This window comes from Acinetobacter lanii, assembly GCF_011578285.1.
GTDB lineage: Bacteria > Pseudomonadota > Gammaproteobacteria > Pseudomonadales > Moraxellaceae > Acinetobacter > Acinetobacter lanii.
Genome location: NZ_CP049916.1, coordinates 2986534 through 3012992 on the forward strand (window position 1 = coordinate 2986534; position 26459 = coordinate 3012992).

At 41.5% G+C, this 26459-nt stretch carries 24 protein-coding genes; 9 read left to right on the forward strand and 15 right to left on the reverse strand.

Annotated features, from left to right (window positions below):
- Positions 1 to 53 precede the first annotated feature (53 nt).
- Complete coding sequence (yccS, locus tag G8D99_RS13575; protein WP_406741524.1) at positions 54 to 2237, forward strand: YccS family putative transporter; 2184 nt, start codon at positions 54 to 56, stop codon at positions 2235 to 2237.
- Positions 2237 to 2800, forward strand: coding sequence for a hypothetical protein (locus tag G8D99_RS13580; protein WP_166326798.1), 564 nt, complete (start codon positions 2237 to 2239; stop codon positions 2798 to 2800). Before yccS ends, G8D99_RS13580 begins: the two co-directional genes overlap by 1 nt.
- A 74-nt stretch (positions 2801 to 2874) precedes the next feature.
- On the opposite strand, the gene craA is transcribed toward G8D99_RS13580, so the two are convergent.
- From craA to G8D99_RS13605, 5 genes are all read right to left on the reverse strand, one after another.
- Positions 2875 to 4104 (reverse strand): chloramphenicol efflux MFS transporter CraA, encoded by a 1230-nt coding sequence (craA, locus tag G8D99_RS13585; protein WP_166326800.1) that lies wholly within the window; start codon positions 4102 to 4104, stop codon positions 2875 to 2877.
- A 263-nt stretch (positions 4105 to 4367) separates the two neighbouring features.
- Positions 4368 to 5119, reverse strand: a protein-coding gene (locus G8D99_RS13590; RefSeq protein WP_166324527.1) for an IS5 family transposase whose coding sequence is annotated in 2 segments (ribosomal slippage) — positions 4368 to 4897 and positions 4897 to 5119 — 753 coding nt in all. Because the reading frame shifts where the segments join, the coding sequence is not laid out codon by codon here.
- A 36-nt stretch (positions 5120 to 5155) separates the two neighbouring features.
- Positions 5156 to 6244, reverse strand: a complete 1089-nt coding sequence (locus G8D99_RS13595; RefSeq protein WP_166326802.1) for a hypothetical protein — start codon at positions 6242 to 6244, stop codon at positions 5156 to 5158.
- Positions 6245 to 6344: 100 nt separating this feature from the next.
- Positions 6345 to 6713: a hypothetical protein gene (locus G8D99_RS13600; protein WP_166327785.1), complete on the reverse strand. Its 369-nt coding sequence runs from the start codon at positions 6711 to 6713 to the stop codon at positions 6345 to 6347.
- A gap of 159 nt (positions 6714 to 6872) precedes the next feature.
- Entirely contained in the window at positions 6873 to 8282 is a 1410-nt protein-coding gene (locus G8D99_RS13605) for an FAD-binding oxidoreductase (RefSeq protein ID WP_166326804.1), read from the reverse strand.
- A gap of 352 nt (positions 8283 to 8634) precedes the next feature.
- Here G8D99_RS13605 and serA point away from each other — a divergent pair, with 352 nt between their 5' ends.
- The 3 genes from serA (at position 8635) to G8D99_RS13620 (ending at position 11912) form a co-directional block, all read left to right on the forward strand.
- Entirely contained in the window at positions 8635 to 9867 is a 1233-nt protein-coding gene (gene serA / locus G8D99_RS13610; protein ID WP_166326806.1) for a phosphoglycerate dehydrogenase, read from the forward strand.
- Positions 9868 to 10029: 162 nt separating this feature from the next.
- Entirely contained in the window at positions 10030 to 10911 is an 882-nt protein-coding gene (locus G8D99_RS13615; protein ID WP_166326808.1) for an EamA family transporter, read from the forward strand.
- Positions 10912 to 11024: 113 nt separating this feature from the next.
- On the forward strand, positions 11025 to 11912 hold the full coding sequence (locus tag G8D99_RS13620) for an EamA family transporter (RefSeq protein WP_166326810.1): 888 nt from the start codon (positions 11025 to 11027) through the stop codon (positions 11910 to 11912).
- A gap of 64 nt (positions 11913 to 11976) precedes the next feature.
- Here G8D99_RS13620 and G8D99_RS13625 read toward each other — a convergent pair whose 3' ends face one another.
- The 3 genes from G8D99_RS13625 to truB all read right to left on the reverse strand — a co-directional run bounded on the left by G8D99_RS13625 (position 11977) and on the right by truB (position 14311).
- Complete coding sequence (locus G8D99_RS13625; RefSeq protein WP_166326812.1) at positions 11977 to 12435, reverse strand: hemerythrin domain-containing protein; 459 nt, start codon at positions 12433 to 12435, stop codon at positions 11977 to 11979.
- 187 nt (positions 12436 to 12622) lie between these two features.
- Positions 12623 to 13390, reverse strand: coding sequence for a sulfite exporter TauE/SafE family protein (locus tag G8D99_RS13630; protein WP_166326814.1), 768 nt, complete (start codon positions 13388 to 13390; stop codon positions 12623 to 12625).
- A 15-nt stretch (positions 13391 to 13405) separates the two neighbouring features.
- Complete coding sequence (gene truB, locus G8D99_RS13635; protein ID WP_166326816.1) at positions 13406 to 14311, reverse strand: tRNA pseudouridine(55) synthase TruB; 906 nt, start codon at positions 14309 to 14311, stop codon at positions 13406 to 13408.
- A gap of 143 nt (positions 14312 to 14454) precedes the next feature.
- Here truB and G8D99_RS13640 point away from each other — a divergent pair, with 143 nt between their 5' ends.
- The 4 genes from G8D99_RS13640 (at position 14455) to G8D99_RS13655 (ending at position 19097) form a co-directional block, all read left to right on the forward strand.
- On the forward strand, positions 14455 to 15495 hold the full coding sequence (locus G8D99_RS13640) for a lipase secretion chaperone (RefSeq protein ID WP_166326818.1): 1041 nt from the start codon (positions 14455 to 14457) through the stop codon (positions 15493 to 15495).
- Between the two features lie 245 nt (positions 15496 to 15740).
- Positions 15741 to 16706 carry an esterase/lipase family protein gene (locus G8D99_RS13645; protein WP_166326820.1) on the forward strand — a complete coding sequence of 322 codons (966 nt, stop codon included), beginning with the start codon at positions 15741 to 15743 and terminating at the stop codon, positions 16704 to 16706.
- Between the two features lie 177 nt (positions 16707 to 16883).
- The gene (locus tag G8D99_RS13650) at positions 16884 to 17849 is read left to right on the forward strand and encodes a lipase family alpha/beta hydrolase (RefSeq protein ID WP_166326822.1); all 966 of its coding nucleotides are present in this window, start codon (positions 16884 to 16886) and stop codon (positions 17847 to 17849) included.
- Positions 17850 to 18122: 273 nt separating this feature from the next.
- Positions 18123 to 19097 (forward strand): esterase/lipase family protein, encoded by a 975-nt coding sequence (locus G8D99_RS13655; protein ID WP_406741525.1) that lies wholly within the window; start codon positions 18123 to 18125, stop codon positions 19095 to 19097.
- A 72-nt stretch (positions 19098 to 19169) separates the two neighbouring features.
- On the opposite strand, the gene rplS is transcribed toward G8D99_RS13655, so the two are convergent.
- The 7 genes from rplS to G8D99_RS13690 form a co-directional block, all read right to left on the reverse strand.
- Complete coding sequence (rplS, locus tag G8D99_RS13660; RefSeq protein WP_166326826.1) at positions 19170 to 19544, reverse strand: 50S ribosomal protein L19; 375 nt, start codon at positions 19542 to 19544, stop codon at positions 19170 to 19172.
- A 141-nt stretch (positions 19545 to 19685) separates the two neighbouring features.
- Positions 19686 to 20426 carry a tRNA (guanosine(37)-N1)-methyltransferase TrmD gene (gene trmD, locus G8D99_RS13665; protein ID WP_166326828.1) on the reverse strand — a complete coding sequence of 247 codons (741 nt, stop codon included), beginning with the start codon at positions 20424 to 20426 and terminating at the stop codon, positions 19686 to 19688.
- 45 nt (positions 20427 to 20471) lie between these two features.
- Positions 20472 to 21020 carry a ribosome maturation factor RimM gene (rimM, locus tag G8D99_RS13670; RefSeq protein ID WP_166326830.1) on the reverse strand — a complete coding sequence of 183 codons (549 nt, stop codon included), beginning with the start codon at positions 21018 to 21020 and terminating at the stop codon, positions 20472 to 20474.
- A gap of 27 nt (positions 21021 to 21047) precedes the next feature.
- Complete coding sequence (gene rpsP / locus G8D99_RS13675) at positions 21048 to 21305, reverse strand: 30S ribosomal protein S16 (RefSeq protein ID WP_068912833.1); 258 nt, start codon at positions 21303 to 21305, stop codon at positions 21048 to 21050.
- A gap of 143 nt (positions 21306 to 21448) precedes the next feature.
- Complete coding sequence (locus tag G8D99_RS13680) at positions 21449 to 21868, reverse strand: type IV pilin protein (RefSeq protein ID WP_166326832.1); 420 nt, start codon at positions 21866 to 21868, stop codon at positions 21449 to 21451.
- Positions 21868 to 22428: a type IV pilin protein gene (locus G8D99_RS13685; RefSeq protein ID WP_166326834.1), complete on the reverse strand. Its 561-nt coding sequence runs from the start codon at positions 22426 to 22428 to the stop codon at positions 21868 to 21870. The genes G8D99_RS13680 and G8D99_RS13685 overlap by 1 nt, the downstream gene beginning before the upstream one ends.
- Positions 22429 to 22435: 7 nt before the next feature.
- Positions 22436 to 26449: a pilus assembly protein gene (locus G8D99_RS13690; RefSeq protein WP_166326836.1), complete on the reverse strand. Its 4014-nt coding sequence runs from the start codon at positions 26447 to 26449 to the stop codon at positions 22436 to 22438.
- Between the last annotated feature and the right edge of the window lie 10 nt (positions 26450 to 26459).

Below are 26459 nucleotides of genomic sequence, written 5' to 3' on the forward strand. Positions count from 1 at the left end.
AACGAAAAAGTAAACGATAAAACCGAAGGCCAAATAAAAACTGAGAATACAGGATCAATGTGAATCTAAAATCAATTGCGATTTTTAAAGCCAATTCCACTCTGCTGTACTGTTTGCAGATGCTGATTGTCCTGTCAGGCACTACGCTCGGCTTATTGTTTTTGGGTTTTGAACAACTCATTGTTCCGATCACCCTTGGCGCCATTGCAGCCGCCCTGACCGACTTTGATGATCGGCTGAGTCTTCGACTGCGTAACTTAAGCTATGTTTGCGTGTTGTTTTTTGCGGTGAGTAGCATTTTAGATCTACTGCATCCCTATAAACTTTTATTTCTGATTTATCTGTCTTTATCCAGTGCCGCTTTGATGCTGATGGGCGCACTCGGACCACGTTATGCCACGATTTCCTTTGGTACGGTGTTGCTGTCGATTTATACCATGTTCGGTTTGGGTGAATATGCCGCATGGTATCTACAACCGAGTTATTTTGTCTGTGGTGCACTATGGTATGGACTGACCTCAATCCTATTTTATCTGCTCAAGCCCACCCAAGCAGTGCAGGACAATTTAGCAGCTTGCTTCAATGAAATTGCAACCTTACTGTTTGCCAAAGCCAAGCTGTTTGACCCTGACAATAAGGCCAATGTTGAACAACTGCTCTATGAGGTGTCTTTACAAAATAGCCAAGTCGTCCACAGCTTGAATCAAAGCAAAGCGTCTTTGATGACCCGACTCAAAGCCTCACGTGCCAATCAAAACACCATTTACTGGCTGAATCTGTATTTCTTTGCCCAAGATATGCATGAACAAACCGCCTCAAACTATTTGCATTATGAACATATTCAGCACAATTTTAGTCGAACCGACCTGATCTATCGCTTTCAAAAAAACATTCGATTACAGGCATTGAATTGTCAGGCATTGGCACAGTCTATTTTAAACCAGCACGTGTTGCGCTTACCGCTCGATGATGTAGAACCTTTAGCGAATTTGGAACACTCTTTAGCGGAGTGGATTCAACAAAATCCACAGAATATGGAAGTGAAAAATCTAGGCTTGGTGCTGAGTAATTTACGCAGTGTGCATCAGCAATTTGCCCATCTTGCAGAGCAGCAAAGCCTCAGTACAGCGCATAAAAATACAGAGATACAGCATTCGATTGACCCAACACATTCAGCTCAAGATAATTTTCAACTGCTGGATGATGATCTGCACAGTGCCGAAGAGGTTTGGTACAGACTCAAACAGAACTTAAGCCCCCAGTCCGCACTGTTTCGACATGCCGTGCGTATCGCCTTTGTATTCGCAGTCGGTTATGCAATCTCACTTTTACCCTTTGCCAAAAATGGCTATTGGATTTTGCTGACCAGTTTATTTGTCTGTCAGATCAGTTATTTTGCCACCAAAAGCCGTTTAAAAATGCGGACTTTGGGTACGCTTCTAGGGGTACTGCTCGGTATTCCACTGCTATATTTCGTGCCGAGTATTGAGGGGCAATTGGTACTGACCATTGTTGCAGGGGTGTATTTCTTCTATCTCAGAGCCAAGAAATACGCCATTGCCACCCTCATGGCGACACTGATGGTCTTGTTGATTTTCAACTTAAAAGGCGCAGGCTATAGCATTATTTTGCCGAGAATTATCGACACCCTCATTGGCTGTGGCTTGGCATGGTTTGCGGTCAGTTTTATTTGGCCGGACTGGAACTTCCGCAATATTTCCAAGACCATGAGCAAAAGTACCCAAGCCACTTTGGCTTATTTCAATGCGGTGATTGAGCAGTACCAAACAGGTCGTAACAATGGCACGGCGTATCGTGCTGCGCGGCGTAATGCGCACAATGCTCAGATTGAATTGTCGAGTATGATTTCAAGTTTGAGTACTGAACCGAATCCCAATCAGGCGCTGATCCATACTGCTTTTCGCTATTTGGTCTATAGCCACAGTCAACTCAGTTATGTCTCGGCTTTGGGCAGTCACCGTGAACAAGTCAATGATGCTCAGATCCTTGAATTATTACAGGCCTGTCAAAGCACTTTGCAGCAGGCACTGATTCAGCATCAAGCTTTAGACATACCCACTCTTCAAGACACTTTAACTAAGATTCAACACCTCAGCCAAGTTACGAGTTTATCCGATAACCTGTTATTGGCACTCAAGCAGATTAGTTTACTCTTAGAAACACTACCTGAGCTGATCAAACTCAGAACCCATTTATTAGAATTAGAGATTAAATAATGCCTATAACAACTCACTTAAAGACATTAATTAGCCCACTTGTGTTGACCGTTTCAATCCAAGCAATGGCTTCATCACATGACAGTTTTAGTACGGAAAATCTCAAAAATTTAATCGAATGCAAAGCCAGTGTCGATGACTTTAGAGCATTTACAGAAGACTATGAACAACATTTCAAGCAACTCGGTTGGCAACGTAAAGACGATGCCAATCAGCCCTTTTTGTATATTTATCAAAATAAACAGCCTTTAGATGTATATGGACATCCGACTCAAGAAGTTGCGCTTGCAGGTCAAGGTGTGGTGGCGGTCTATCGCAATACCGACTATCAACCTTTCGCCAAAGCATTAAGCATTCAAGAACATCCTGATTTTGTCGGTATTCCACTATTTAGAGGAGAGAAGCTGATAAAAACTGAGCCTGCCACAGCCGATCGTTTTACGTTTTATATCAAACAAGTGTTGTCTGAAATGACTGGAAAATCTCCCATGAGCATATTGGGCTGTACCTATGAGCCAAATAAAGCTGAAGTCGATGCGATGATGGGACAATTAGACAAATAAACAACTGAATTCGATCTCAATAAAAAACCACGTGATGACGTGGTTTTTTACTTTTGCCTAGCAGATTCAGAAGATTAAAACTGCCCTACTTCAGCTCGTTGTTGCATCACTTTTTTCAGCATCTGTCTTGGGAAGCTAAACCACATCAAAATTAAAGCTAAACACGCCAAACTAAAAGCAGGTAAATGGTAGGCTTCATACAGCATACGCACCACCTCAATAATGATAAAGAAGGCAAACATCATCAGCATCGACAGTGCTGAAGCCACAGTGCCTTTGGAAACTTCTGAGGACATCAGAGCAAAGCGGTATAACACTGAAAAACTAATCCCTTCGGCAAAGCTGATACAGGTCATCCCAATAATCAACGCCCACACAAAATAGTCAGGCACAAACAGTCCTGCAAAAATAATCAGTGTACCGATGAGCATCAAAGGAATGCCAAGCAAAATGGTTTGACCGAGTGCCCATTTGTCGATGATTTTCATCAGCACGATATTACCCAAGATCAAACCGCCCAATACCGGAAACTGCGCCAAACCATATTGCATGCTAGTGAGTTTTAATTGCTCCACCAAAATCACAGGGGACAAGGCAATCCAAAGCATGAGCGGCATACAAATCATGGGAATGGATAAACTCAGCACCAAAAACTGTTTGTTCTTATAGACCTGTTTAAAGTCATCCCAGACATAGCTTAAGGGTTGTTTCGGTCGACTGATATGCGGATCGGGCATTTTGGCTTTCAGTCCAAACCAACTGAGGCTGGCTAAAAAAGCAATGCCAATAAAGCCCCAATGCCACGAGACATGATCAATCATAAATGCACCCACCACAGGACCGAGCAATGGTGCAAGCAACGATACATTGGCCATGAGTGCCATGACTTTAATCGCATCTCGTTCTTCAAAGGTTTCCTGAATGGCTGCATAACCCACTGCGCCAATGACACTCAGTCCAAAACCTTGTAAAAAGCGAAACACTAAAAAACTTTCAATGGTCGTGGTGAATAAAATCAGTAAACAACAGGCCACAAAGAACAGCACACCGCCCAACAGGACTTTTTTACGTCCTAAGCGATCTGACATTGGACCGAGTAACCATGCGACACATGCCCCACCCAACAGGAAAAAGGACATAGAAGAAGGTGCCCAAGTGCTACTCACACCAAACTCTTGGGTAATGGCGAGCATGGCAGGCTGAACCAAGTCATTGCAGATATAAACCGAAAATTCGAAAAGCACCAATGCCAATGGAAACATAAACGTGGCACGGTTTAGGGGTGTTGTTTTTGGACTTTGCATGAAAAAAAATTAAGCTCACTGCCCGATGCACATGATCAAATCGGGTCGTTATTGAAATATAGCAGGCAGTGTAGCAGAGTTGTGTTTTTTACTCTGTAAAATCAGTTGGTGGTCTATCGAACATAGACCTTTAAGATTCAATGTGCTTGTTGATTTTCAGAATCAGTATGTTCTATTTAATCCGTAGCTTTTTTAACTTTTAAAGCTTCAGCTAAAACTTTATTGGCTTCGGTCATTAATTTGATTTGCTCTAGGGTGTGTTCTCATTTGGCTTTACACCAAATAAATATACAGGCGAGTCTAAGCATGGCTTTATAATTTCTCGCTAATTTATCAAATCTTGTTGCTATGCTACGAAAATGCTTTAAGCGTGCGAAGGCATTTTCTACTAAATGGCGTAGCTTATATAAGTAAGCATCAAATTCAGGATTGCTTTTGGCGCTATTGGATTTTCTAGGAATAACTGCAATCATGGCGTGATTTCTAGCATATTCTCTAATTTTTTCAGAGTCATAACCCTTATCTGCTACCAAATATTCAGCACTCCCAATCAAGTCAATTAACCGCGGTGCAACTTGACTGTCGTGGACTTCACCTCCAGTGATTTCAAAATCAAGCGGATATCCATTGGCATCGGTGGCCAAGTGTATTTTTGTAGTTGCTCCGCCTCTTGAGCTTCCAATTGCTCTATTTTCACCGTACCTAGCTCCACTTGCATGCTGATGAGCGCGGATGTAGCTTCCATCAATGAATACCCATTCTGTATCCAATGTTCCTCGTAAGCTAAAAAAAACTTATCCCACAAGCCCTTAATAGCCCAACGATTAAATCGATTATAAGCCGTTTGCCAAGGACATAAGTCTTCAGGGATATCGCGCCAAGTTGCTCCAGTGCGCAGCTTCCAAAATATGGCTTCCATGATATTTCTACTGTTTTTAGAGCGGTAACATCCATAAAGCTGCATTGTTTCTTGTAATTGCAACCATATATCATCTGTTATAACTCGGCGTGTCATGTTCAAAATATCAATAAAATGAATAAGAAGTAGATTTTACACTGATCGAATTATGCTTACACCATCATTATTTGAAATGAGAACACGCCCTAATGAATTATCTGAAGAAGTTGAATTTTTCACATCGCTATAGAGTTCCTGTCCAAAGAAACGATCTGCTAATTGTTTTCGAAGTTCTAATCGATCCTCATCTTTGAATTCACGCACATACAGTGGAAAAGAAGCAAGCTCTGTCCCTAACATCTGTGCTTTATAAGCTACTTTCCGATGTTTTGAAGATTCACGAGTCAGATACCAAGCGGGGGTGGTTAAGCTGAATAGCATTAGAGTTTTGATTAAGCTTTCCCAACCCAATGGAATATGTATATAACTACTATCTTTTAAATGATTCCAATTTTGAATAGAAATATTCATAAAACCTAGTACGAGAATGATTCCAACTATTGCAAAAATACCTAATGCCCAATTTCTGTACAGATCTGCTAACGTCTTTTCGTCCTCATGAATTTTGTCATATAACGTTTTAATCTCGCTATTCGTTATTTCATCTGTGAGATTATTTAAAAATGCTTTCTTATCTTTTAGATCTTTTAATATATCTTCACTTTCGGTAAGACTAGAACTTAAAGAATTTTTTATTCTTTCTAAGTTGTCATTTTCTACATTCAAATTATTTAAAGTATTTGTAACTTTACTAATTTCTTTTTTAAAATCATTTAGCTCTGTTGTTAGGAATCTAAAATTTTTATATTGACGTAAATATTTTGTTAAATCAGAAGCAAACTTCAAATCATCAGAGCTAATTTCTTCTATATTCAGAGACTCTTGTATTAGCGCAAGTAATTTCCTTGAAACTAATTCTAATTTTTCTAAAATTGGTTTTAACTCTGAAGGCTTTTTAACATCAATTTGATAATAAATCTCTGACAAAACATCTAGCCAGTCTCTTAAGCCTGTCTTATTTCCTAAGTGATATAAATATTTCCATTCATTGTCAGGATTGGTAAGTTGTCGCTCTATTTTTCGAATAGTAGGATAATTTTCAAGCTCTTTTTCTAATTCCACAAATACAATAGACTTTTCATTAATCTCACGAATTATTTCGTTAATTTCTAATTGTTTCATAGAGTCCCCAAAATGCAAAAAGCGCACCAATATTGATACGCTTTTATGCGACATAATCGCTTAATTTACAAGCATTATTTCTTGAGCTTTTTAAACCAAATCAAGGACATCGATTGGTTTGGAAACCTTTATTCGAGCCACGATTACATTGGTACTCTTTCTTGGTATTCACCAACTTCCAGTCATCTTGAATATGTTTAAAACTATAGACTGTACGAATTGAACGAACCGAATCATCCAATAAACCCGTTTCTGTCACTTTCACTTCTGCGGCTGTTGGCGACTCAACATTGTTAAAGTACTGACGGATTTCAACCGTACTTAAATTCTTACGTAAATCTGAGCGCTCTTTTAAGACTTGTGCCAATGGCGTATCCGAACTACTTACTTTACTGACTAAATTCTGCGTAGTGGCACAGCCCGACAACATACCCAAACACATTGCCGACACAGCAACTAAACGAAACATCATCCTAAAATCCATTCTTTATCAAATCTATCCCCCTAGCTTGCCTTGTTTTGCACAAGAACAAAAGTGCGAGTTTGTTTGATTTATTTAGCCTCATAAAAAATAAAAAGCGCATTTCGAAAAATGCGCTTATGCGTAAACAACGTTTACGAGGTGATCTTATAGATCGAATAACTTACCTGGGTTCATAATGCCATTTGGATCGAACACTTGTTTTAAGGCTTTCATGTATCCAATTTCTTCTGCTGAACGGGTGTAATCAAGGTAAGGCTTTTTGGTCATACCGACACCATGTTCTGCTGAAATTGAACCATCGTATTTTTTCACGGTTTCAAACACGTATTTGTTCACCACCTGACATTTGCCAAAGAATTCATCTTTACTCAAGTTTTCAGGTTTTAAGATGTTTAAGTGCAAGTTACCGTCACCAATATGACCGAACCAGCAAATTTCAAAGTCAGGGTAGTTCTCATTCACAATCGCATCAATTTCTTTAATGAATGCAGGCACGTGCGTGATCAGCACTGAAATGTCATTTTTGTATGGGGTAAATGGTGCAATCGACTCAGAAATGTCTTCACGTAAACGCCATAAACTTTCCACTTGATCAAGGCTCTGGCTTAACACGCCATCAAGCACCCAACCCTGTTCCATGCAGTGCTCAAAAATTTCCATCGCCTTGTCCATAATTGGCTCAAACGGCGCTTCAAACTCAAGCAATACATAGAAAGGACATTCAGTTTCAAACGGACGTTGAACATGACCATTTGCCAACACTTTTTGCATCGCAAGTTCACCAAAGAACTCGAACGCTGTTAAATCAATTTTCGCTTGGAATGCATGTAGCAGCGGCATAATTGCATCAAAGTCAGGCACACCGAGTACCATCACTTGTAAGTCTTGCGGTTGACGCTCTAACTTGATTTCCGCTTCAGTCACTAAGCCCAGTGTACCTTCACCACCGATGAATAAGTGTTGCAGTGCATAACCGGTTGCGTTCTTGATCATGCCTTTGTTTAGACGAAGCACATCACCTTTACCCGTAACCACAGTCAGACCGAGCACCCAGTTACGGGTCATGCCATATTTGATCACTTTAATCCCACCGGCATTAGTGCCGATGTTACCGCCAATTTGTGATGAACCCGCAGAAGCAAAATCGACTGGATAATACATGCCCTGATCGGAAGCATAGTTCTGAAGCTGTTCAGTCACCACACCCGCTTGCACACGCACCATACGATCTGCTGGGAAGAATTCCAAGATTTGGTTCATCTTATCCATACTCACCACGATTTCACCATTGGCTGCAACCGCACCCGCCGATAAACCGGTACGACCGCCACTTGGTGTGACAGCGACATTAAACGCATTGGCAAGTTTAACAATCGCTTGCACTTGTTCTGTTGAGGATGGGAAAACGATCACCGATGGATTTGGATCGAAGTGCTTGGTATGGTCACGACCCCAATTTTGCAGACTGTCTGCATCAGTTTTAATACGGTTTTCACCCACAATTGCAGTTAATTGGGTAAGCAACTCAGGAGTTAAAGTGACTGGAGCATTCATCGTTTTCAGACCTTGCAAGAAGTAAACAAGTGAGGATTTGCGGTCAAATTTGCATGCAATTTAGACAAAAGAACATGAAAAATATTCAACAATTGTGGCGTTATTTTCAGCACAATTTACGCTTAAACAACCACGGCGCAATATTATAAGGCATTTTTCTGATTTTCTTTAAAAAAAAAGCGAATTTTGATAAAAACCTTTGAAAATACACAGTTAATTCAACCAAAATCAGCAATTTTATTGATAAGTGTATCTAAAATACCTGATGTGTACGCAATAAAGGAAATGTAAATCTGCTCAACTCCTATGCTATAGTATCGCCACTAAATTTGGCCTTTGTAGCGGAGCCGTAATGAGCCAACATCTTTCTCTTCCTAAAGATAAAATTCGTTTCTTGTTATTAGAAGGCGTACACCAAAACGCGATCGACACATTAAACGCTGCTGGATACACCAACATTGACTATCGTAAAACTGCGCTTGAGGGTGAAGCGCTGAAAGAAGCGATCAAAGATGCACACTTCATTGGTATTCGTTCCCGTACTCAATTGACTGAAGAAGTTTTTGAAGCGGCGAACAAACTGATTGCGGTCGGTTGTTTCTGTATCGGTACAAACCAAGTGAACTTGGATGCTGCGATGCGCCGTGGTATTCCGGTATTCAACGCACCATATTCAAATACACGTTCTGTAGCAGAACTTGTGCTTGCTGAAGCGATTCTTCTTCTTCGCCGTGTACCTGAAAAATCAACAGATACGCATGCAGGCGGTTGGAACAAATCTGCGGTGGGTTCGTATGAAACACGTGGTAAAACTTTAGGGATTGTGGGTTACGGTTCAATCGGTTCTCAACTGTCTGTCCTTGCTGAAAGCTTGGGTATGAAAGTCATCTACTTCGACACAGTGACCAAATTACCTTTGGGTAACGCACGTCAAGTCGGTAGCCTAGATGAACTTCTTGCAAATGCTGATGTGGTGTCTTTACATGTGCCAGATGTTCCATCTACACGTAACTTCATGACCAAAGAAAAATTTGCACAAATGAAACAAGGTGCAATTTTCATCAACGCAGCACGTGGTACCTGTGTGGTGATTGAAGACTTAGCGGATGCATTGAAATCAGGCCACCTTGCGGGTGCTGCGGTTGACGTGTTCCCGAAAGAGCCGAAAGCCAATGGTGAAGAATTCGTTTCTCCACTACGTAATATTCCAAACGTGATTTTGACACCGCACGTCGGTGGTTCAACCATCGAAGCGCAAGCCAATATCGGTTTAGAAGTGGGCGAAAAATTTGTGGCTTACTCTGACAAAGGCATGACCTTGTCTGCAGTGAACTTCCCAGAAATCGCATTGCCATTGACTGAAGGTAAACACCGTTTACTGCATATCCATAAAAACGTACCGGGTGTATTGTCTAAGATCAACAACTTGTTTGCTGAACATGGCATCAACATTTCAGGTCAGTCTTTAATGACCAAAGGTGATGTGGGTTACTTAGTCATGGACGTTGATGCAACGGCTTCTGCTGAAGCGCTTGATACACTTCATAACGTTGAAGGTACAATCCGTTCACGCGTATTGTTCTAAGCTACTTATAAGCTACTTAGACGAATGAATATGTCGTCTTAAGCGTCATCGCTTTAGACCAGACCACAGCTTTCGAGCTGTGGTTTTTTTATTGGGTGTTTTGCATATAGCGACTGCTCTTTCCCCCATCAACACGCAACTGTTTGAGCCTGAATTGATTCAATGTTAAATCTTAAAAACCAACCGCATCTGCATGCGTTATTGCTGTTGTTTATTGCCATGATCAGTGTGCAAAGTAGCGGCTCGCTTGCCAAAGTCTTGTTTGCGCAATTTCCGGTGCTCAGCGTTGCAGCGATGCGCCTATTGCTCAGCGCTGTCATTCTTGCAGTGATCTTTAAGATTTGGACAATCGACTTTAAAGCGGTGAAATGGAAAGCAATCATCAGTTATGGCATTGCGCTTGCAGGTATGAATGCGCTGTTTTACTTGTCGATTAAACGTTTACCCCTTGGCGTTGCGGTATCGTTTGAATTTATTGGCCCTTTAAGTGTGGCACTGTTTTATGCACGGCAAAAATTTGATTTCGTTTGGGTGGGATTGGCGATTTTGGGTTTGGTGCTGCTGTTTCCCTTTGATCAAGCCAGCCAAAGCTTAGACTGGATTGGAGTAGCTTTTGCCTTAGGGGCAGGCGCATGTTGGGCGCTGTATATCGTGGCGGGTCAAAAACCTTCCGGCATTTCAGGCAATCATACCGTCTGCCTCGGCATGTTTATTGGGATGCTGTGCTTGATGCCGATTGCACTCTTTTCCGGCATGTCGCTCAATGTTTTCCAACCATCTAATTTAGGCTATTTTATTGCCTTAGCGATTCTGGCCAGTGCCCTACCCTTTAGCCTAGAAATGATTGCACTACGTAATTTAACCGCACTGAGTTTTGGAACGCTCATGAGTGTTGAACCTGCGATTGCAGCACTGTCCGGCTTTATCTTCTTAGCTGAAGAACTGCTATGGAATCAGTGGTTGGCACTGGCGACGATTATTAGCGCATCGATTGGTTGTACATATACCACCCAACAGGCCAAGAAAAAAGCCCACGCTGAATGAGCCTAATCAACCACCTTGAAGGGTGATTTTTTATTGAAGTCGACTGCATTCAACAAAGCCTTGCCACTGTAAAAATGCTAGAATTTTAACCATTCTTTTTTTCATTCAATTGCATGCGAAATTCCCAACTCAACGCTGTGCTGTTTATGGTTTTGTCGATGCTGGCCTATCAAATCAGCGCCTCCTTTGCCAAACAGTTGATTGCCGTACTCGACCCCATCACCGTCGTCACCTTGCGACTATGCTTTGCATCGATTCTGATTGTTCTAATGTTCCGCTCATGGAAAATCATTAAACGCCTACCGCATCTAAAATGGTCAGATTTACTGCTGTACAGTGCATCGGTATGTTGTATGAATGCCTTGTTCTATGCGTCTTTGGGCAAACTGCCCCAAGGGATTGCGGTGGGTTTAGAGTTTTTAGGTCCACTGACCTTGGCATTGCTTTCTATTCAATACAAAAGCGATTATGTCTGGGTGATCCTCGCAATTGTTGGCGTTGCGCTAATGGTGCCTTGGCAAGAGGCCAATGCCAGTAACTTCTCTTTTCTCGGTGCTGCCATGGCAATAGGTGCCGGAATCTGTTGGGCGTTCTATATTTATTTTGGGCAAAAAGTGGTGCGACAAAACATTGGCATGCATGCCTTAAGCATTGCGATTGTGTTGTCAGCGTTGGTGATGTTACCGATCAGTGCGCTACATGATGCTTCAGCCTTAGTACAATTTGAATATTGGCCTCAAGCACTGACCATTGCCCTACTTGCAACAGCTATTCCTTATGCACTCGATCTGATGGCACTGAAAAACTTAAGCAAACTGAGCTATGGCACGCTTTCAAGTTTATCTCCGGCCTTAGGCGCATTGGCAGGATGGGCCTTACTAAAAGAACAGATCAGCCTGCTACAAAGTATTGCACTTTTGTGCATTATGATTGCCTCCGTGGGCGTGACCTATCGTGCACATCAACGTGCGAAAAGCTTGAATAGCAAAGCAGTGGAATAAAGCATTTAAATGCTAGACATAAAAAAAGAGGGTCGATGCCCTCTTTTTTGCTTCAGACTTAGGATTAAACCAAGCTGTCTTTTTCAATCTTTTTATACTTTTTATATTCGGCTTTGTATTTCTTGGCCAAGCTTTCTTTTTCTTTATCTTCTAAGATTTTACCGGCCTGTTGGAAAAAGCCATGCTCTTCTTCTTGCAAATGGTGATGTACGGTTTCAGAGAGTTTTTTGGCAATCGCAAGCCAACCCGGATTACTAAATTCGGTTTCAGTCAGTTGCTCTAGCAGTTCATCCATTTCATGGTGTTCAGCCAAAGCATGACGGGTAATATTCAGCCCTGAATCGGTCATCATCAGTGGGATATAAAAATAACGGTCTTCTGCGACTGCATGCGCGAACAATTCATTTTTCAGTTGATCGAACAATTCACGGCGTTCTGGTGTATCCCCTGAAGTTTTGACCAGCTTTTCAGCCAATTCACGTTGAATATCGTGACTTTCTCTGAGTGCTTCAAAAATATTCATCTTATTGTTCCTTTATTTTTGACTTGATGATTTTGGATTGATCATTTTGGCTTTGCTTTTTTTAGACGCACAAAAAAAACTGCATGATTCATGCGATTTGCTGTGTTCCATCTTAAGTAAAAATGGGCACAGCGCACAGCCTGATCATGCAGTGATTTGTATGAATAAGTTTATTATTGAGAATGACTTACATTAAAAACATCTGATAAGCCAAACGACAAATCAGCACACTGACCAAAATTAAAAACAGAATACGGATAAAACCACTACCGTATTTGAGTGCCATTTTCACGCCCAAAATCGAACCGCAAACATTGGCGACTGCCATCATCAGTCCCAAACTAAACAGCACATGCCCGGTCGGAATAAAAAAGCTGAGTGCAGCAAAATTGGTCATAAAATTACCAATTTTTGACAACGCCGATGCATGCAAAAAATCAACTTTTAAATATTTAATGAAAAAGAAGATAAAGAAACTGCCTGTGCCCGGTCCAAAAATACCGTCATAAAAGCCGATCAATACCCCGCCAATACCGGCAGTGATCAACATTTTTCGAGACAGTTCTTGTTGAAAATGCACTTGTCCAAACTGCTTTTTCATTAAGGTATACAGTGCAATCACGATCAGCATAAACAACACAAAAGGTCGTAACACATGCTGAGGAATCATGGCAACGCATGCCGCCCCACCAAAGGAGCTGATACATGCGGTGACTGCAATCACCGCCAGCAGCTTCCACTCCAATTTAACTTGGCGCATATAGGTAAATGCAGCCGATGCCGTACCACAAATCGATGCGAGTTTATTGGTGCCAAATATAGTTGCTGTCGCAGTATGCGGTAATGCCCCCATGAGTGCCGGAATCTGAATCAGCCCCCCACCACCCACCGCAGCATCGATTGCTCCGGCTGTGAATGCAAAAAAAATCAAACTCAGGATGACTTCCATTTCCATGGTTTTTTGCTCACATTAGAGGTTAAGAACACGTTTGGGCACAAGGCGTTTTTTATCGGTAATTTCAGCCATACCGAGACATACTTCACCGTCGAACACCAATACTTGTGCTTCGGCAGCATGTTCAATATTACTTTCCATCCCATTTTTAAAATAAGCCGCACGTCCTTCAGGCACTTGAATGTGTGGAAAATGTTGCACCGGTGCATAGACAGGCAGCAACAAAGCATCACGCTGTTCTAGGGTCAGACTTTCTAAATATTCAAGGGTGTATTCAGGCACAATTTCAAACAATCCGGTCTGGATGCGATGCAATGCGATTAAATGCCCTTGGGTGCCTAAGGATTTGGCAATATCTTCACCCACTACACGAATGTAGGTGCCTTTGGAGCAGGTAATATCTAAAGTAATGCTGTCCATCGTGAACGAGATCAGTTGAATCGCAGATAAATGAATCGGACGAGCTTCACGCTCAATCTCAATGCCCTGACGAGCCAACTCATACAGTGGACGACCTTGTTTTTTCAGCGCAGAATACATCGGTGGAATTTGCGTGCTATCACCCATAAAAGACTGAATCACGTTTAGAATCTTCTGCTCAGTCAATTCAGGCACTGGACTTTCCAATAGCACTTCACCTTCAACATCACCGGTGGTGGTGCTGTGTCCCAACTGAATCGTAGTTTGGTAGCGTTTGGTGGAATCGAGCAGATAATGCGAAAACTTGGTCGACTCGCCTAAACAAATCGGCAACAGGCCTGATGCCAAAGGATCGAGTGCGCCGGTATGTCCACCCTTTTCAGCCCGAAATAAACCACGTACACGTTGTAGGGCTGAGTTTGAACTGATACCTAAAGGTTTATTGAGCAGGAACACACCACTGACATGGCGTCGAGCAATTTTGGGAGATTTAGCAGACATACACAAAATTCGTGAAGGATTTAGGTCGCTATCTTAGCAAATCCATAGGTCAGTTTTTACAAAATTCCATTTGGTTTTTCATACAGCTATGGCAAATTACTTTGACATTAGAAAAATAAACCAAAGATTTCAAAGGATTTGAAATGCAATACACGCGTAAAACATGGATTGGTCTTTCTCTTGCTGTGATTGTGCTATTGATCATCGCTTTGATTTTTTGGCTGAAACCCCAAGATGCTCAAACTCAAGATGTCGAACAGACACGTGATGTCAATGTCGCAGATGCAGGCGCAAGCCCCGCTTCACAAGCGCTCAGCACGCAAAATGGGATGCCCTTTGCCAGTCCCAGTCAGCAAGATGTGCAAATCAATTGCCAGCTAAAAATGGATGCCTCTAATCGTCTGATCGTAAATGAAGGGACCAAAAACTGCTTTGAGTTTTTCATTACCCAATATGGTGAGAAAACCATTGAACAGATTAAAACGGACTTTGTGAACTATGCCAAAGCCAGCTATCAAGAGCCTTTGCTTGGACAACTGACCGATCTGTGGACACGTTATATCCAATACCGTGAACAATTGGGCAGCCTTGAAGCCCCAAATATCGACAAAGAACAAGCCGGCTATTACAAAGCGATTTTTAGCAACATGAAGAACCTACGCAAAAAGTTCTTTTCCAACTATGAAATTGAAGGCTTGTTTGGCATTGAAGACATCTATAACGATTACACCCTTGCCCGTATGGCGGTGTTAGATGACAAGAGTTTAACTGCAACGGAAAAGGCCAAAAAACTCAAAGAACTGTTTGAACAATTGCCTGAAGATTGGAAAGAAAATCTCAAACAACTGTCGCAACTTGAAGACTTACGCAAATTGACCGCTGAAATTAAAGCTCGTGGCGGTAGCCCTGAAGAACTGCGACAAATGCGCACGCAATTGGTGGGCGCAGAAGCCACACAACGCTTGGAAAGCTTGGATACTGAACGCAGCAACTTTAAAAGCAATGTCAGCAATTACCTCAATGAACGAGACAGTATTATAAAAAGCAATATGAGTGATGCTGCCAAAGAAGCAGCTATTCAACAGTTAAGGTCAAAAACCTTTAGCAATCCTCAAGAACAATTACGACTTCAAACCTTCGAAAGCCTACATGATCAAGGAGGAAAATTACCTTTTGCTGATTAGTTGGAAGTTGAGATATTGATCAGTCATTGTGTACTGCACAGATAGATTAAAAACGACTGATCGAAAAACAGCTCAAAACATTGTTTAACAAGGGCTCAACTAGCTGACCACAGCTTAAAATAAAGTATAAATGACATTAAAATTCAGGCTCTGATCATACTCAATTGAAGTCTAGTATGATCAGAGTTTGAAAACTTAAACTGTTCAAAATGGATTGAACAGCACACCCAAAAGGAAAATAAAAAATGAAATTAAAAACAATAATCACCAGTTTAATCTGCGTAGCCGGTATCAGTACGACCCATGCCAGTGGCTTACAAAGCGTGACGGTCAACAAACCCAATTCAGACTATGCAAAAACCAAATACCCGATTGTGTTTAATCATGGCATGTTCGGTTTTACCCGCTTAGGCACAACCAGTCTCGGGGTCGATTATTTTTATCAAGTGTTGCCTGATTTAGCGCGTAATGGTGCAACCGTCTATGCTACCCAAGTCTCACCTTTAGAAAGCACCGAATTACGTGGTGAACAGTTACTGCAACAAGTCGATGAAGTGTTGGCATTGACGGGGGCTGAAAAGGTCAATTTGATTGGTCATAGCCATGGTGGTCCGACTATTCGTTATATTGAAATTGTGGCACCTGAAAAAGTGGCCTCTCTCACCGCGGTTGCAGGAACCTTCAAAGGCTCTAAAGTGGCCGATGATCTATTGGGCAATGCCCCACTCAAAGCCATGTTAACGGTTTTGGGGCAATACATTATCGCCCCCTTAGAAACCTTACTTGAAGGTAATCCGAGCCTACCCAATAATCTCAACCGTTCTTTAATCAGTTTGAGTGAAAAAGGTTCTGCTGAATTTAATGCTAAATACCCAAGCGCTGCCATTCCAAATGATTGCGGTCATGGTCAAAACCTCACCAGTAATGGGGTATATCATTATTCTTGGACAGGCGTAGCTCAAGCCACCAATGTGCTCGATGCGGTCGATTTAGCCATTTCTCAACTCGCTCCATTGTCCTATAAAAACAAAGACAATGACGGTTTAGTCAGTCGTTGTAATGCCCATTTTGGTCAAGTGATTCGTGATGATTACAAGCAAACCCATCTGGATGAAATCAATCAATTACTCAGTTTACGCAGTGTATTTGCACCTGATCCGGTGTCTTTATACCGTCAACAAGCGAATCGGTTAAAGTTACAAGGCCTATAATTTCGATTTATTTTTCGCCGTTCTTTATTTTTCTACGTTCTTTATGCCCACAGCGCCATAATGAACGTGCTTTCCTACATGATTAGGCCATACGTTTCATCTGGTATTGATTGTTTTTCAATCACTACAATGCTTAATTAGATGCACAATAAAAATCATGCTGCAAAAGGATTGCTTATGAAAAATAAACTGATCATCTCTGCTCTACTCGCAACATCAGCACTGACTACCGTACAGGCCTCGAATGTCTCGCAAGTGACCGCAAAAGCCAGTAGCAGTTATGCCAAAACCAAATATCCGATTGTGTTTAACCACGGGATGTCCGGTTTTATTCGTATTGGTACGGATGACTTAGGCTTGGATTATTGGTATCAGATCCTCCCTGACTTGGCGCGTAATGGTGGCAATGTGTGGGCAACACGTGTCTCTCCATTTAACTCCACAGAAGTACGTGGCGAACAATTGGTACAACAAGTCGAAGAAATTTTGGCTGTGACTGGGGCTGAAAAAGTCAATCTCATTGGACATTCGCATGGTGGACCAACCATTCGTTATGCCACCGGTGTAATCCCCACTAAAGTTGCTTCAGCGACCTCTGTCGCGGGCCCAAATAAAGGCTCAGATGTGGCTGATTTAATTTTAAGAGTCGAAGGGACTTTTGCAGAAAATACTGTGGTATCGGCAGTGAACTTTCTCTCTAAATTTATTACCTTCGCCCAAGGCTTAGACCCCAATAGCTATCCGCATGATTCCTTGGCCAGTGGTAAAAGCTTAACCATTGCAGGTTCGAATCAGTTTAATGCCAAATTCCCAATGGGCATGCCAAGTACGGCTTGCGGTGAAGGGGCTTATCAACAAAATGGTATTCAGTTCTATTCGTTCACAGGTGTCGGTACAGCGACCAATCTACTTGATCCTGACGCTGCTTTAAAGCTGACCAGTTTACTGATCAACGGCGGTAAAGATAATGATGGTTTAGTGCCACGCTGTAGTGCCAAATTTGGCAAGACCATTCGTGATGACTATAACTGGAATCATTTGGATGAAGTCAATCAAGTGCTCGGCTTACGCCATGTCTTTGCACCCGATCCGGTTTCTGTCTATCGCCAACATGCCAATCGTTTAAAGCTACAAGGACTTTAAGGTTAAAGGAAACATGCTCTCTATGCGAAAGCATGTTTCCGACCAATAACAGCTGTTGTAGTCTCGACAATTAGCCTATTTTTCAACTTTTATTTTTTTATATCTATTTGATGTAAATAAATATTTACCCAAAAAGTAAACAAAATTATATGTAGCAGCCACTTTATGGCTATTTTTTAACCATTGTGCATCACTTCAAATTTACCTAAGTTATTCATTGCGCTAACCAATTGGACGGTTAAGCATTTTATACAGGGTAAAATAATGAAAAAAATGTTCATACTCGCAGGGCTCATCTCTGCCTTAGGAATGGGGAGCATGTCCACGCATGCCTCTCAAGCACAACAGATAAAATCCAATTTTGTTCAGTCTGATTATGCCAAAACTAAATATCCGATTGTGTTCGCACACGGCATGGTCGGTTTTATTCGTTTAGGCACTGAATCTTTAGGCATGGATTATTGGTATCAAATTTTGCCTGATTTGGCACGAAATGGTGCCAACACATGGGCTGCACGCATGTCCCCTTTCAATTCTGCTGAAATACGAGGGGAACAATATGTGCAACAATTACAAGAGATTATGGCCATTACTGGGGCAGACAAAGTCAACCTGATTGGACATAGTCACGGTGCGCATGCAGTACGTTATGCTGCGGGTGTCATTCCTGAACATATTGCATCAGTAATGACTGTTGCAGGTGCGAATAAAGGCACTGTAGTGGCATCTGACGCACTGAAAGTGGCCAATGCTACAGGCACCTCTGAATTATTGAATGTCCTGATCAGCAACTTTGGCAAAGTGATTATGTGGGCACAAGGCTTAAATGCAAATGCTTTTCCACATGATGCAATGGCAGCAGGCTTGAGTACTTCTGTCGAAGGGACCGCAGTATTTAATCAGAAATTCACCATTGGTTTACCAAAAACAGCGTGTGGTGAAGGTGCATATAAAGAAAATGGCATTTTACTGTACTCTATGACGGGCAATAAACCGCTGACCAATCCACTCGATCCCGGTGACTCAGTCATGGTACTTTTAGACAAATTATCTGCCTATAAAGCCGGGAAAAATGATGGCATTGTTCCTGTCTGTAGTGCACATTTTGGCAAGACCATTCGTGATGACTACCCATGGAATCATTTAGATGAGGTTAATCTACTCTTGGGGATTAAGGGAATCTTCGCTCCTGATCCGGTCGCAAGTTACCGCCAACATGCCAATCGTTTAAAGCTCCAAGGTCTATAAATCAAAATTTAGACATAAAAAAATGCGCCTAAAGGCGCATTTTTTAACTCGTGATAAAACTTAACTTTAAAATTAAGCTTTAACTTTACGAGCTGGTAATTTTTCGCGGATACGCGCAGCTTTACCAGACAATTCACGTAGGTAGTAAAGTTTAGCACGACGAACGTCACCACGACGTTTAACTTCGATTTTAGCAACGATTGGAGAGTGAGTTTGGAAAACACGCTCAACACCAACACCGCTCGAAATTTTACGTACTGTGAACGCAGAGTTCAAACCACGGTTTTTGATTGCGATTACAACGCCTTCAAAAGCCTGAAGACGTTCGCGATCGCCCTCTTTAACTTTTACAGATACAACAACTGTATCACCTGGTGCAAAAGCTGGGATGTCTTGTTTAAGCTGAGCATTTTCTACAGCTTGTACTAAAGGATGCTTACCGCTCATGGGGTATCTCCGATTAGTGCGGTTCAGAAGAGGTCTGATCTCCGCGGGGTATAGAGGCTAAAGCGCATGTTACCCATTTAACTTTCTCTTTATGCTTGACCACTTCAATGCATAAAGAGCCTATTTAAAGTCTCTAAATGATTAGAAACTTGAATCTTTTAGCCATTTTTTTTGCTGCTTGGTCAGTTCGACTTGTTCCACCAACTCTGGGCGGCGCTCAAGTGTACGCTGATAGCGTTGCAAAAACCGCCATTTTTCAATATTGGCATGATGCCCTGATTTTAACACTTCAGGCACATCCAACCCTTGAAAATGATCAGGCTTGGTATATTGCGGGCAATCTAAAAGACCATCCACAAAAGAGTCTTGCACATGTGATTGCTCATCAGACATTGCACCCGGAAGTCTCCGAATAATACTGTCCAATAAAACCATCGCAGGAAGTTCACCACCCGACAATACGTAATCCCCTATGGACCATTCCTGATCAACATATTTTTGGATCAAACGCTCATCGACACCCTCATAACGTCCACACAGTACAATCAATCCATCATATTCAACAAACTGTTTTACTGCAGGTTCATTTAAGGTTTTACCTTGCGGTGACATATACACCACAGGTACGTTGATACATCCCGCTTGCGTTGCAAGCTGTTTGGCATGTTCGATTGCTTGAGACAACGGCTCAGCCATCATGACCATACCCGGACCACCCCCAAATGGACGTTCATCCACTCGTTTATAGTTGCCCGTTGCAAAATCACGAGGATTAATACAAGTGACTTGTATCAAATTCGCTTTTGCTGCACGCCCGCTAATACCGTAGGCTGTAATCGCTTCAAACATTTCAGGAAAAAGCGTAATGACTGCAAAAAACATCGCAGACTCCTCTATTTTCCTGCTGCGTCTAAATCTCTTTTGAGTTTAGTAATCTACGCCCCAATTCACGTAAATACGACCAGCTTCAAGATCAACACGCTGTACCACATCTTTATGCCATGGAATCATACGCTCTTCGGCATCAACGCTATCCGGTGTTGCGTGAACCACCATCACATCGTTTGCGCCGGTCTCAAACATTTCATGGATTTTACCGAGATTTACTTCTTGTTCAGCATCATCCAAACCTAACACGGTTAAGCCTTTCAAATCTGACCAGTAAAACTCATCCATACCTGCTTTCGGAAGTTGCGTTTTTGAAATCCATACATCTGTTCCAACCAAGCCATCTGCTGCAGTGCGATCACTCACACCTTTAAGCGAAACAACCAAGCCTTTACCGTGCGGTTTCCAACGTTTTACATCGACACTTTGCCAACCGTCTTTGGTTTCAATATACCAAGGAAGATAGTCAAAGATGTTGCTCATAGGTTCTGTATTGGAATAGATCCAGAGCCACCCATTTAATCCATAGGCTGAACGTAACTGTCCAATCTGAATACGATCTTCGGGAACATTCTGTACTGGTGTCATGGGCTTCTACTACTTAATTTGTAAAAATTACGCAGCAGCTGCAGCTTTCTTAGCTTGAGCAGCTAAAGAAGCAACACGTTCAGACGGTTGAGCGCCTTGAGCAACCCAATGAGCAAAACGGTCAGCATCTAAACGAAGTTTTTCTGCTTTACCTTGAGCTGTAGGGTTAAAGAAACCAATACGTTCGATGAAACGACCGTCACGCGCATTGCGGCTATCAGTAACGATTACTTGATAGAAAGGACGTTTTTTAGCACCACCGCGTGCTAGACGAATTACAACCATGATAGAACCTTATAGTTTTTACGGATTATTCACGCACCGACCACCGGCACATTTCAAACCCCTTTCATAGAGGGCGATATTTTACGTTATCTTGCGTTTGAAAGAAAGATTAAATTTTGGTTATCCACAATTTTGAATTTAGCTTATCGGCCATCCCAATTGGATGTAAAACTCAATTCACAAGCTGTTGTTGATGCAATCCAACATTTTCGACCCTCACTATCAAGTTTGACTACACCGCGTTTTGCTTGCAATGGCGTCGCTGTTAGAGTCCAACTTTGACCTGATGCATCTAGGTCAAGTGCAATTGTATATTTTGCTTTACCCGATAGTGGATAGATTTGTTGCAATGAGCCATTATCCAAACTTGCATCATTGAAGCTATGTTTCATCAATGCATAACGTTGTAAATTTTGTGCAATTTGCATCAGTTCAGTTTGTACATCTACACGCTCTGTTCGAACTATATAGCTTTGGTAACTTGGATATGAGATAGCAGCAAGAACACCAATAATGGCAACCACGATCATCAATTCAATCAGCGTAAAAGCGTTTTCTTTCATTACCAGACTTCACTCAAATCATTGTCTCCACACTGTGCTTGTCCACTAATAACATCAGCGATTACACCTGATACTTTGCTCATACAACGTATATCTTGACTGGTCAGACCCAAATCATAATTTTTGGGTTGTTTCGGCAAATCTTTCTCAGTCGTTCGTAATACCGTCATGCCCCAAGATAAGCCAGTAACGTTAGGATTAGCTGTTGCGTAATCAGTATTGTCACCCCCCTGTTTTAAAGGTTGTTTGGTATCGAAATCAAAGAGTGATAATACAAATTTCGCATTTTCTGCTGTACTGCCGACCGGAATCAGCATTTGCCCTGTTTGCACGACATAACTGGGATATAAGTAACTTGGATCAAAGTTTTTATAACTAAAATTTTTGCCCTTAAAACGCTCTAACTCTGCTGCAATCCTTAAGGCTTCTTGCTTCGCAGTACTGAGATCTTTTCTCTCCATATAATTCATATAATTTGGAATTGCGATGGCTGCTAAAATCGCAACCATAACTATAGTAACCATCAGTTCTACGAGCGTAAATCCTATATTTCTGTTCATAACAACCCTATTGAGATTCATACCAACGAAGCTGTTTTAAGCTGACTTTATTATTAAAAATCTGACACTGTGGCAAATTTTTATTTTCAGGTTTCATACAATCCGACCCAGTGGCATCATCCCGATTAACAACCAAGCCGACTGTATTGTTTGCATTATTATAGCCTTGACCAAAGCCGGTTCCTAAAATACCTGCACCTAGTTTTACTGAGTAAGGCTTAGTGATCGTTGAAGGATAAAAATCACACTTTCCAGATGGTAAACAGAATTGATAAAGATGAGAGTCGCCTGTTACACCAGCACCACATGATCCGCCAATACCTGCTCCATCCTTATCAAAAACATTGACGTAGAGCATATTATCGAGCGCGTATAATTCATTCATCCCCTTATAACGCCCGGCAATGTCAGAATAATGATATTTCCATCCTCCGTTGTATTGACCGTTACTATTTTTACGAGAGATGCCTGTACTTAACACTAACGAGTCTAAAGTCACATTCTGTGTAATTAAAGTATTGCTATTAAGCAAATCAGCACGGGTCACATCATTATCAAATACGACAAAAACACCGTCATTGGCACTATTGGCGTGATCAACCAATGGTGAACTACGATTACCTGAACTAAATGCGGCAACAACAAAATAGTCTCCATCCTCTTTATGGACTGAAATACTTGGCATTTCATAAAAACGAGGACTAGTTCCAACATCTCGGTGCTGACTAAAAAGAAGCACTACTCTTTTTGCAAAGTTTTTAGCATCTTGTTGGCTATTGTCTAAATCTACTCGAAATGCTTGACCACCCAAGTCACCGAAATACAAATGATCGACTAGACCATCTGCATCTCGATCTATGGCATTGATTTGAGTGACTACACTATATTTTAAATCGTTGTGAAGAGTTTGTTGGTCTGCTCCTGTCGCAGCAGTCGAACTTGCCCACCACAGTAATTCGCCATTTTCAGCATCGAACATATACACCCCATTGCCTTTTGAGGTATTTGGGTTATTCAGTGCTTGTTCATATGCAGTGTCATAGCCACCTCCAACAAACATGACCAATTTTTTCTCACCTTTCCATTTAACATAAGCAAGAGTCGGTTTTGACCAACTTTGCCCCATTTGCTGTAAGGCTAAAGATGCATCTTGAGCATCCGGGTCGATATGAAATTTTAGACTCGGTTTTTCAATATCAGACAGGTCTAATGCGTAATAACTACGCCCCCCCATGCGTAAACCGCCGTAGACCCATTGTAGTCCTTTGACATTGAGACTATCACTATCATCGGTTTTTTTACGCTCTGCATCGTGCACGGTCAGCGTTCCATCAGCTTTTGAAACGTATTGAGTAAATGCAGTCCATGGCCCATCAATCCCATAAAATAAATGTTCCTTACCGCCATTGCTCAGATTTTCAGCGATAAATGCTTCCTTTTGCTTTTCCATCATTTCATGGGGAACAAAAGCAAAGACTTCCTCACCATGACCATTTAAAACATGCAAGACACCCTGAGTACTGCCAAACATTAAATAGTCTTTACGAGCATTCGTGCTTATCTCTCCATGAGCGTATTCAATTTTTCCTTCTTGGGTAAGCAACAATGGCGTAGAGTGCATCACACTACCTATTTGACGTAATTCACTTTTTCTCAATAAATCTTGCAGACTTAATGCGGTATCTTCGATATCAACTTTATAACCAAGCAGGTTTAACCAGTAGTTTTTTGCTGGATCATTAGCATAGTCAGCCTGATCATTGACACCAAATAGACTCAATAAATTTACTTCTGCTAAGCTATTTTTTTCATTCACAACACCCGCAGCATCTATGACTCTATTGGTTAAAATTCTACGCTTTGAAGTTTGAGCTAAGCTGGTGCCCAATTTGAGTTGTTGTAGGGCGCCACCGCTCCATAGACCCTCTATATTTTGATTGATTGCTCCAGTTGAGGTGATTAAAGATGTAAATTTAATGTTGCCTTCACCATCTTTAGCTGTTATTCGACCTAATTCGCCATTATAAATATCGTATTTATTTAAATTACCCACCCACAGTTGATATTTTTCTTGTGGCTTCGGTGTGAATGAAGAATAGTATCCATAGGGCTGTAGTTGAACAGGATTTAAACTATCTACAGGAATAGAGGGAGACCCGGTTGCAACAGGATCAATCGTAACTTCGGTCTTTTTTACGAAATCAATGATACTTTTTTTAATATCTTCTGAATTTTCTGCATAATAGAATCCGCCATCACCGTATTCAGAGCTTCCCCATAGACATGCATTTTTAGCATCTAGATTAGGCGCTGAATCACAATTAAAGGTGCCATCAGCATTCTTTGACATACCTGCAAATGACGATCCAAAACCGACTACTGCAGTTTTGATATTCATATCCATTTGATTTTTTTGTGTATCATTGCTACTGGTTCGATTACGCATTTTTTTTGCATATTCACCAATATATTCCCACCCCCCAGTCTCTCCAGCAAATAAACCTGATTGTAGGGTTGGGGACACCAATACTCCAGTTCCTGAAGGTTTACCTAAAAATTGATAATTGGTACCTAAAGTTTGATTCATAATGGTTTTAGCCATGTCATCTTTGGTGGAATTGGGTGCACCATCCGTTAAAAAGTAGATGCCATTACCATCACAAACATTTGTTGAGCCGCCAGCCCTATAGACTGCACCATTCTTAATATCGGTTGAGTTAGAGAAAGCAAATCCACCAATTAAACTATCTATCGTTCCACTCACCAAAAATGGATTGGTTCGATAAGATACAATGCCAATTGTACCGCCAGCATATCCTGTCCAAACAGTGCCTACGATTGGCTCAATATCTAAGGGTTCATTTGCCACTCTCATCCACCCCCCATAGCGCCAACCCAAAGGTAGTTTGCTGAAGGTCTCCCAACCTGACTCCATATTACCCACTTCGCTTTTGAAGGCATTTTGAGTATAAACCTGCAACCACCCTCCTTTACCATCAGGCTTGTACACTTTCCCTGATATCGTTCCGGTAGTTACCGTCTTATTAGCACTATCATATGCAGGCCAATTATTTACACATTGCTTTACCGTTGCACCCAATGTTGTGGTATTCGTGTTCCCTACTTCAACACAGTTAAAATAGACTTGTGATGTTCCATTTTGCATCACCATATAGCCATCATAAATGGTTGAAACTTTGCCAGTATTTGTACCAGCATTGCCTGTCCCAGCACCCATCATGTAGGCACCCGCTTCTGCATATGCGTGTGCAGTGGGTGTACCACTGGATGCTTTCGTTACATTTGGATAGTTACTACTTGATAACTTCAGATTAGCATTTGGTGTGCCATCCTCATTTGTTGTTGTGTCAAGTGATTTTATAAGCGCAATTTCTTGAGCAATTTTGATACGTTGATTGTTATCTAGAGGCTTATTGGCGACCAAAATTCGACCAGAATGTCCATCGGTTAATCGATTAGAAGCAGTACCAATAGTCAATTCAGTTTTTGAAGAAAACTGGCCCAATCCCATAATGACATTATCGTCTAACTCATTACTGGCCAGTAATGGCAGGATTGCATCTTTTAAACGTGAAAGACGATCATATTGCGTAATACCATCCTTAGTACAACCACGAACATAATATGGAATTACAGTCGTACCAATCGTGACCGTCTTTTTAATGGCTGTATGATTGGTGTTCGGTGCTTTTAAATTATAAGCCCATTCATATATTTTATACGTTGCAGATCCACTGGTTTTCTCATCGACCTCTACACGTCCGCACAGCGACTTATCAACATCGCCCGGGCTACCATATAAATTATTTTTGGGCAGAACCAAAGAGCTAATTCCCATACTTCCTGAAGTATCAAGCATAAGCAGGATAGAAGTTTTACCTTTTTGAGCATCTTTATAGATTTCAATATCACTGGCAAAGGCCAACATACTACCGCATAAACCCAAAGTCATTAGTGCGGATACAGTTGCTGAAAGTACTTTTTTATTCAAAGTTTTCATAATAAGTATT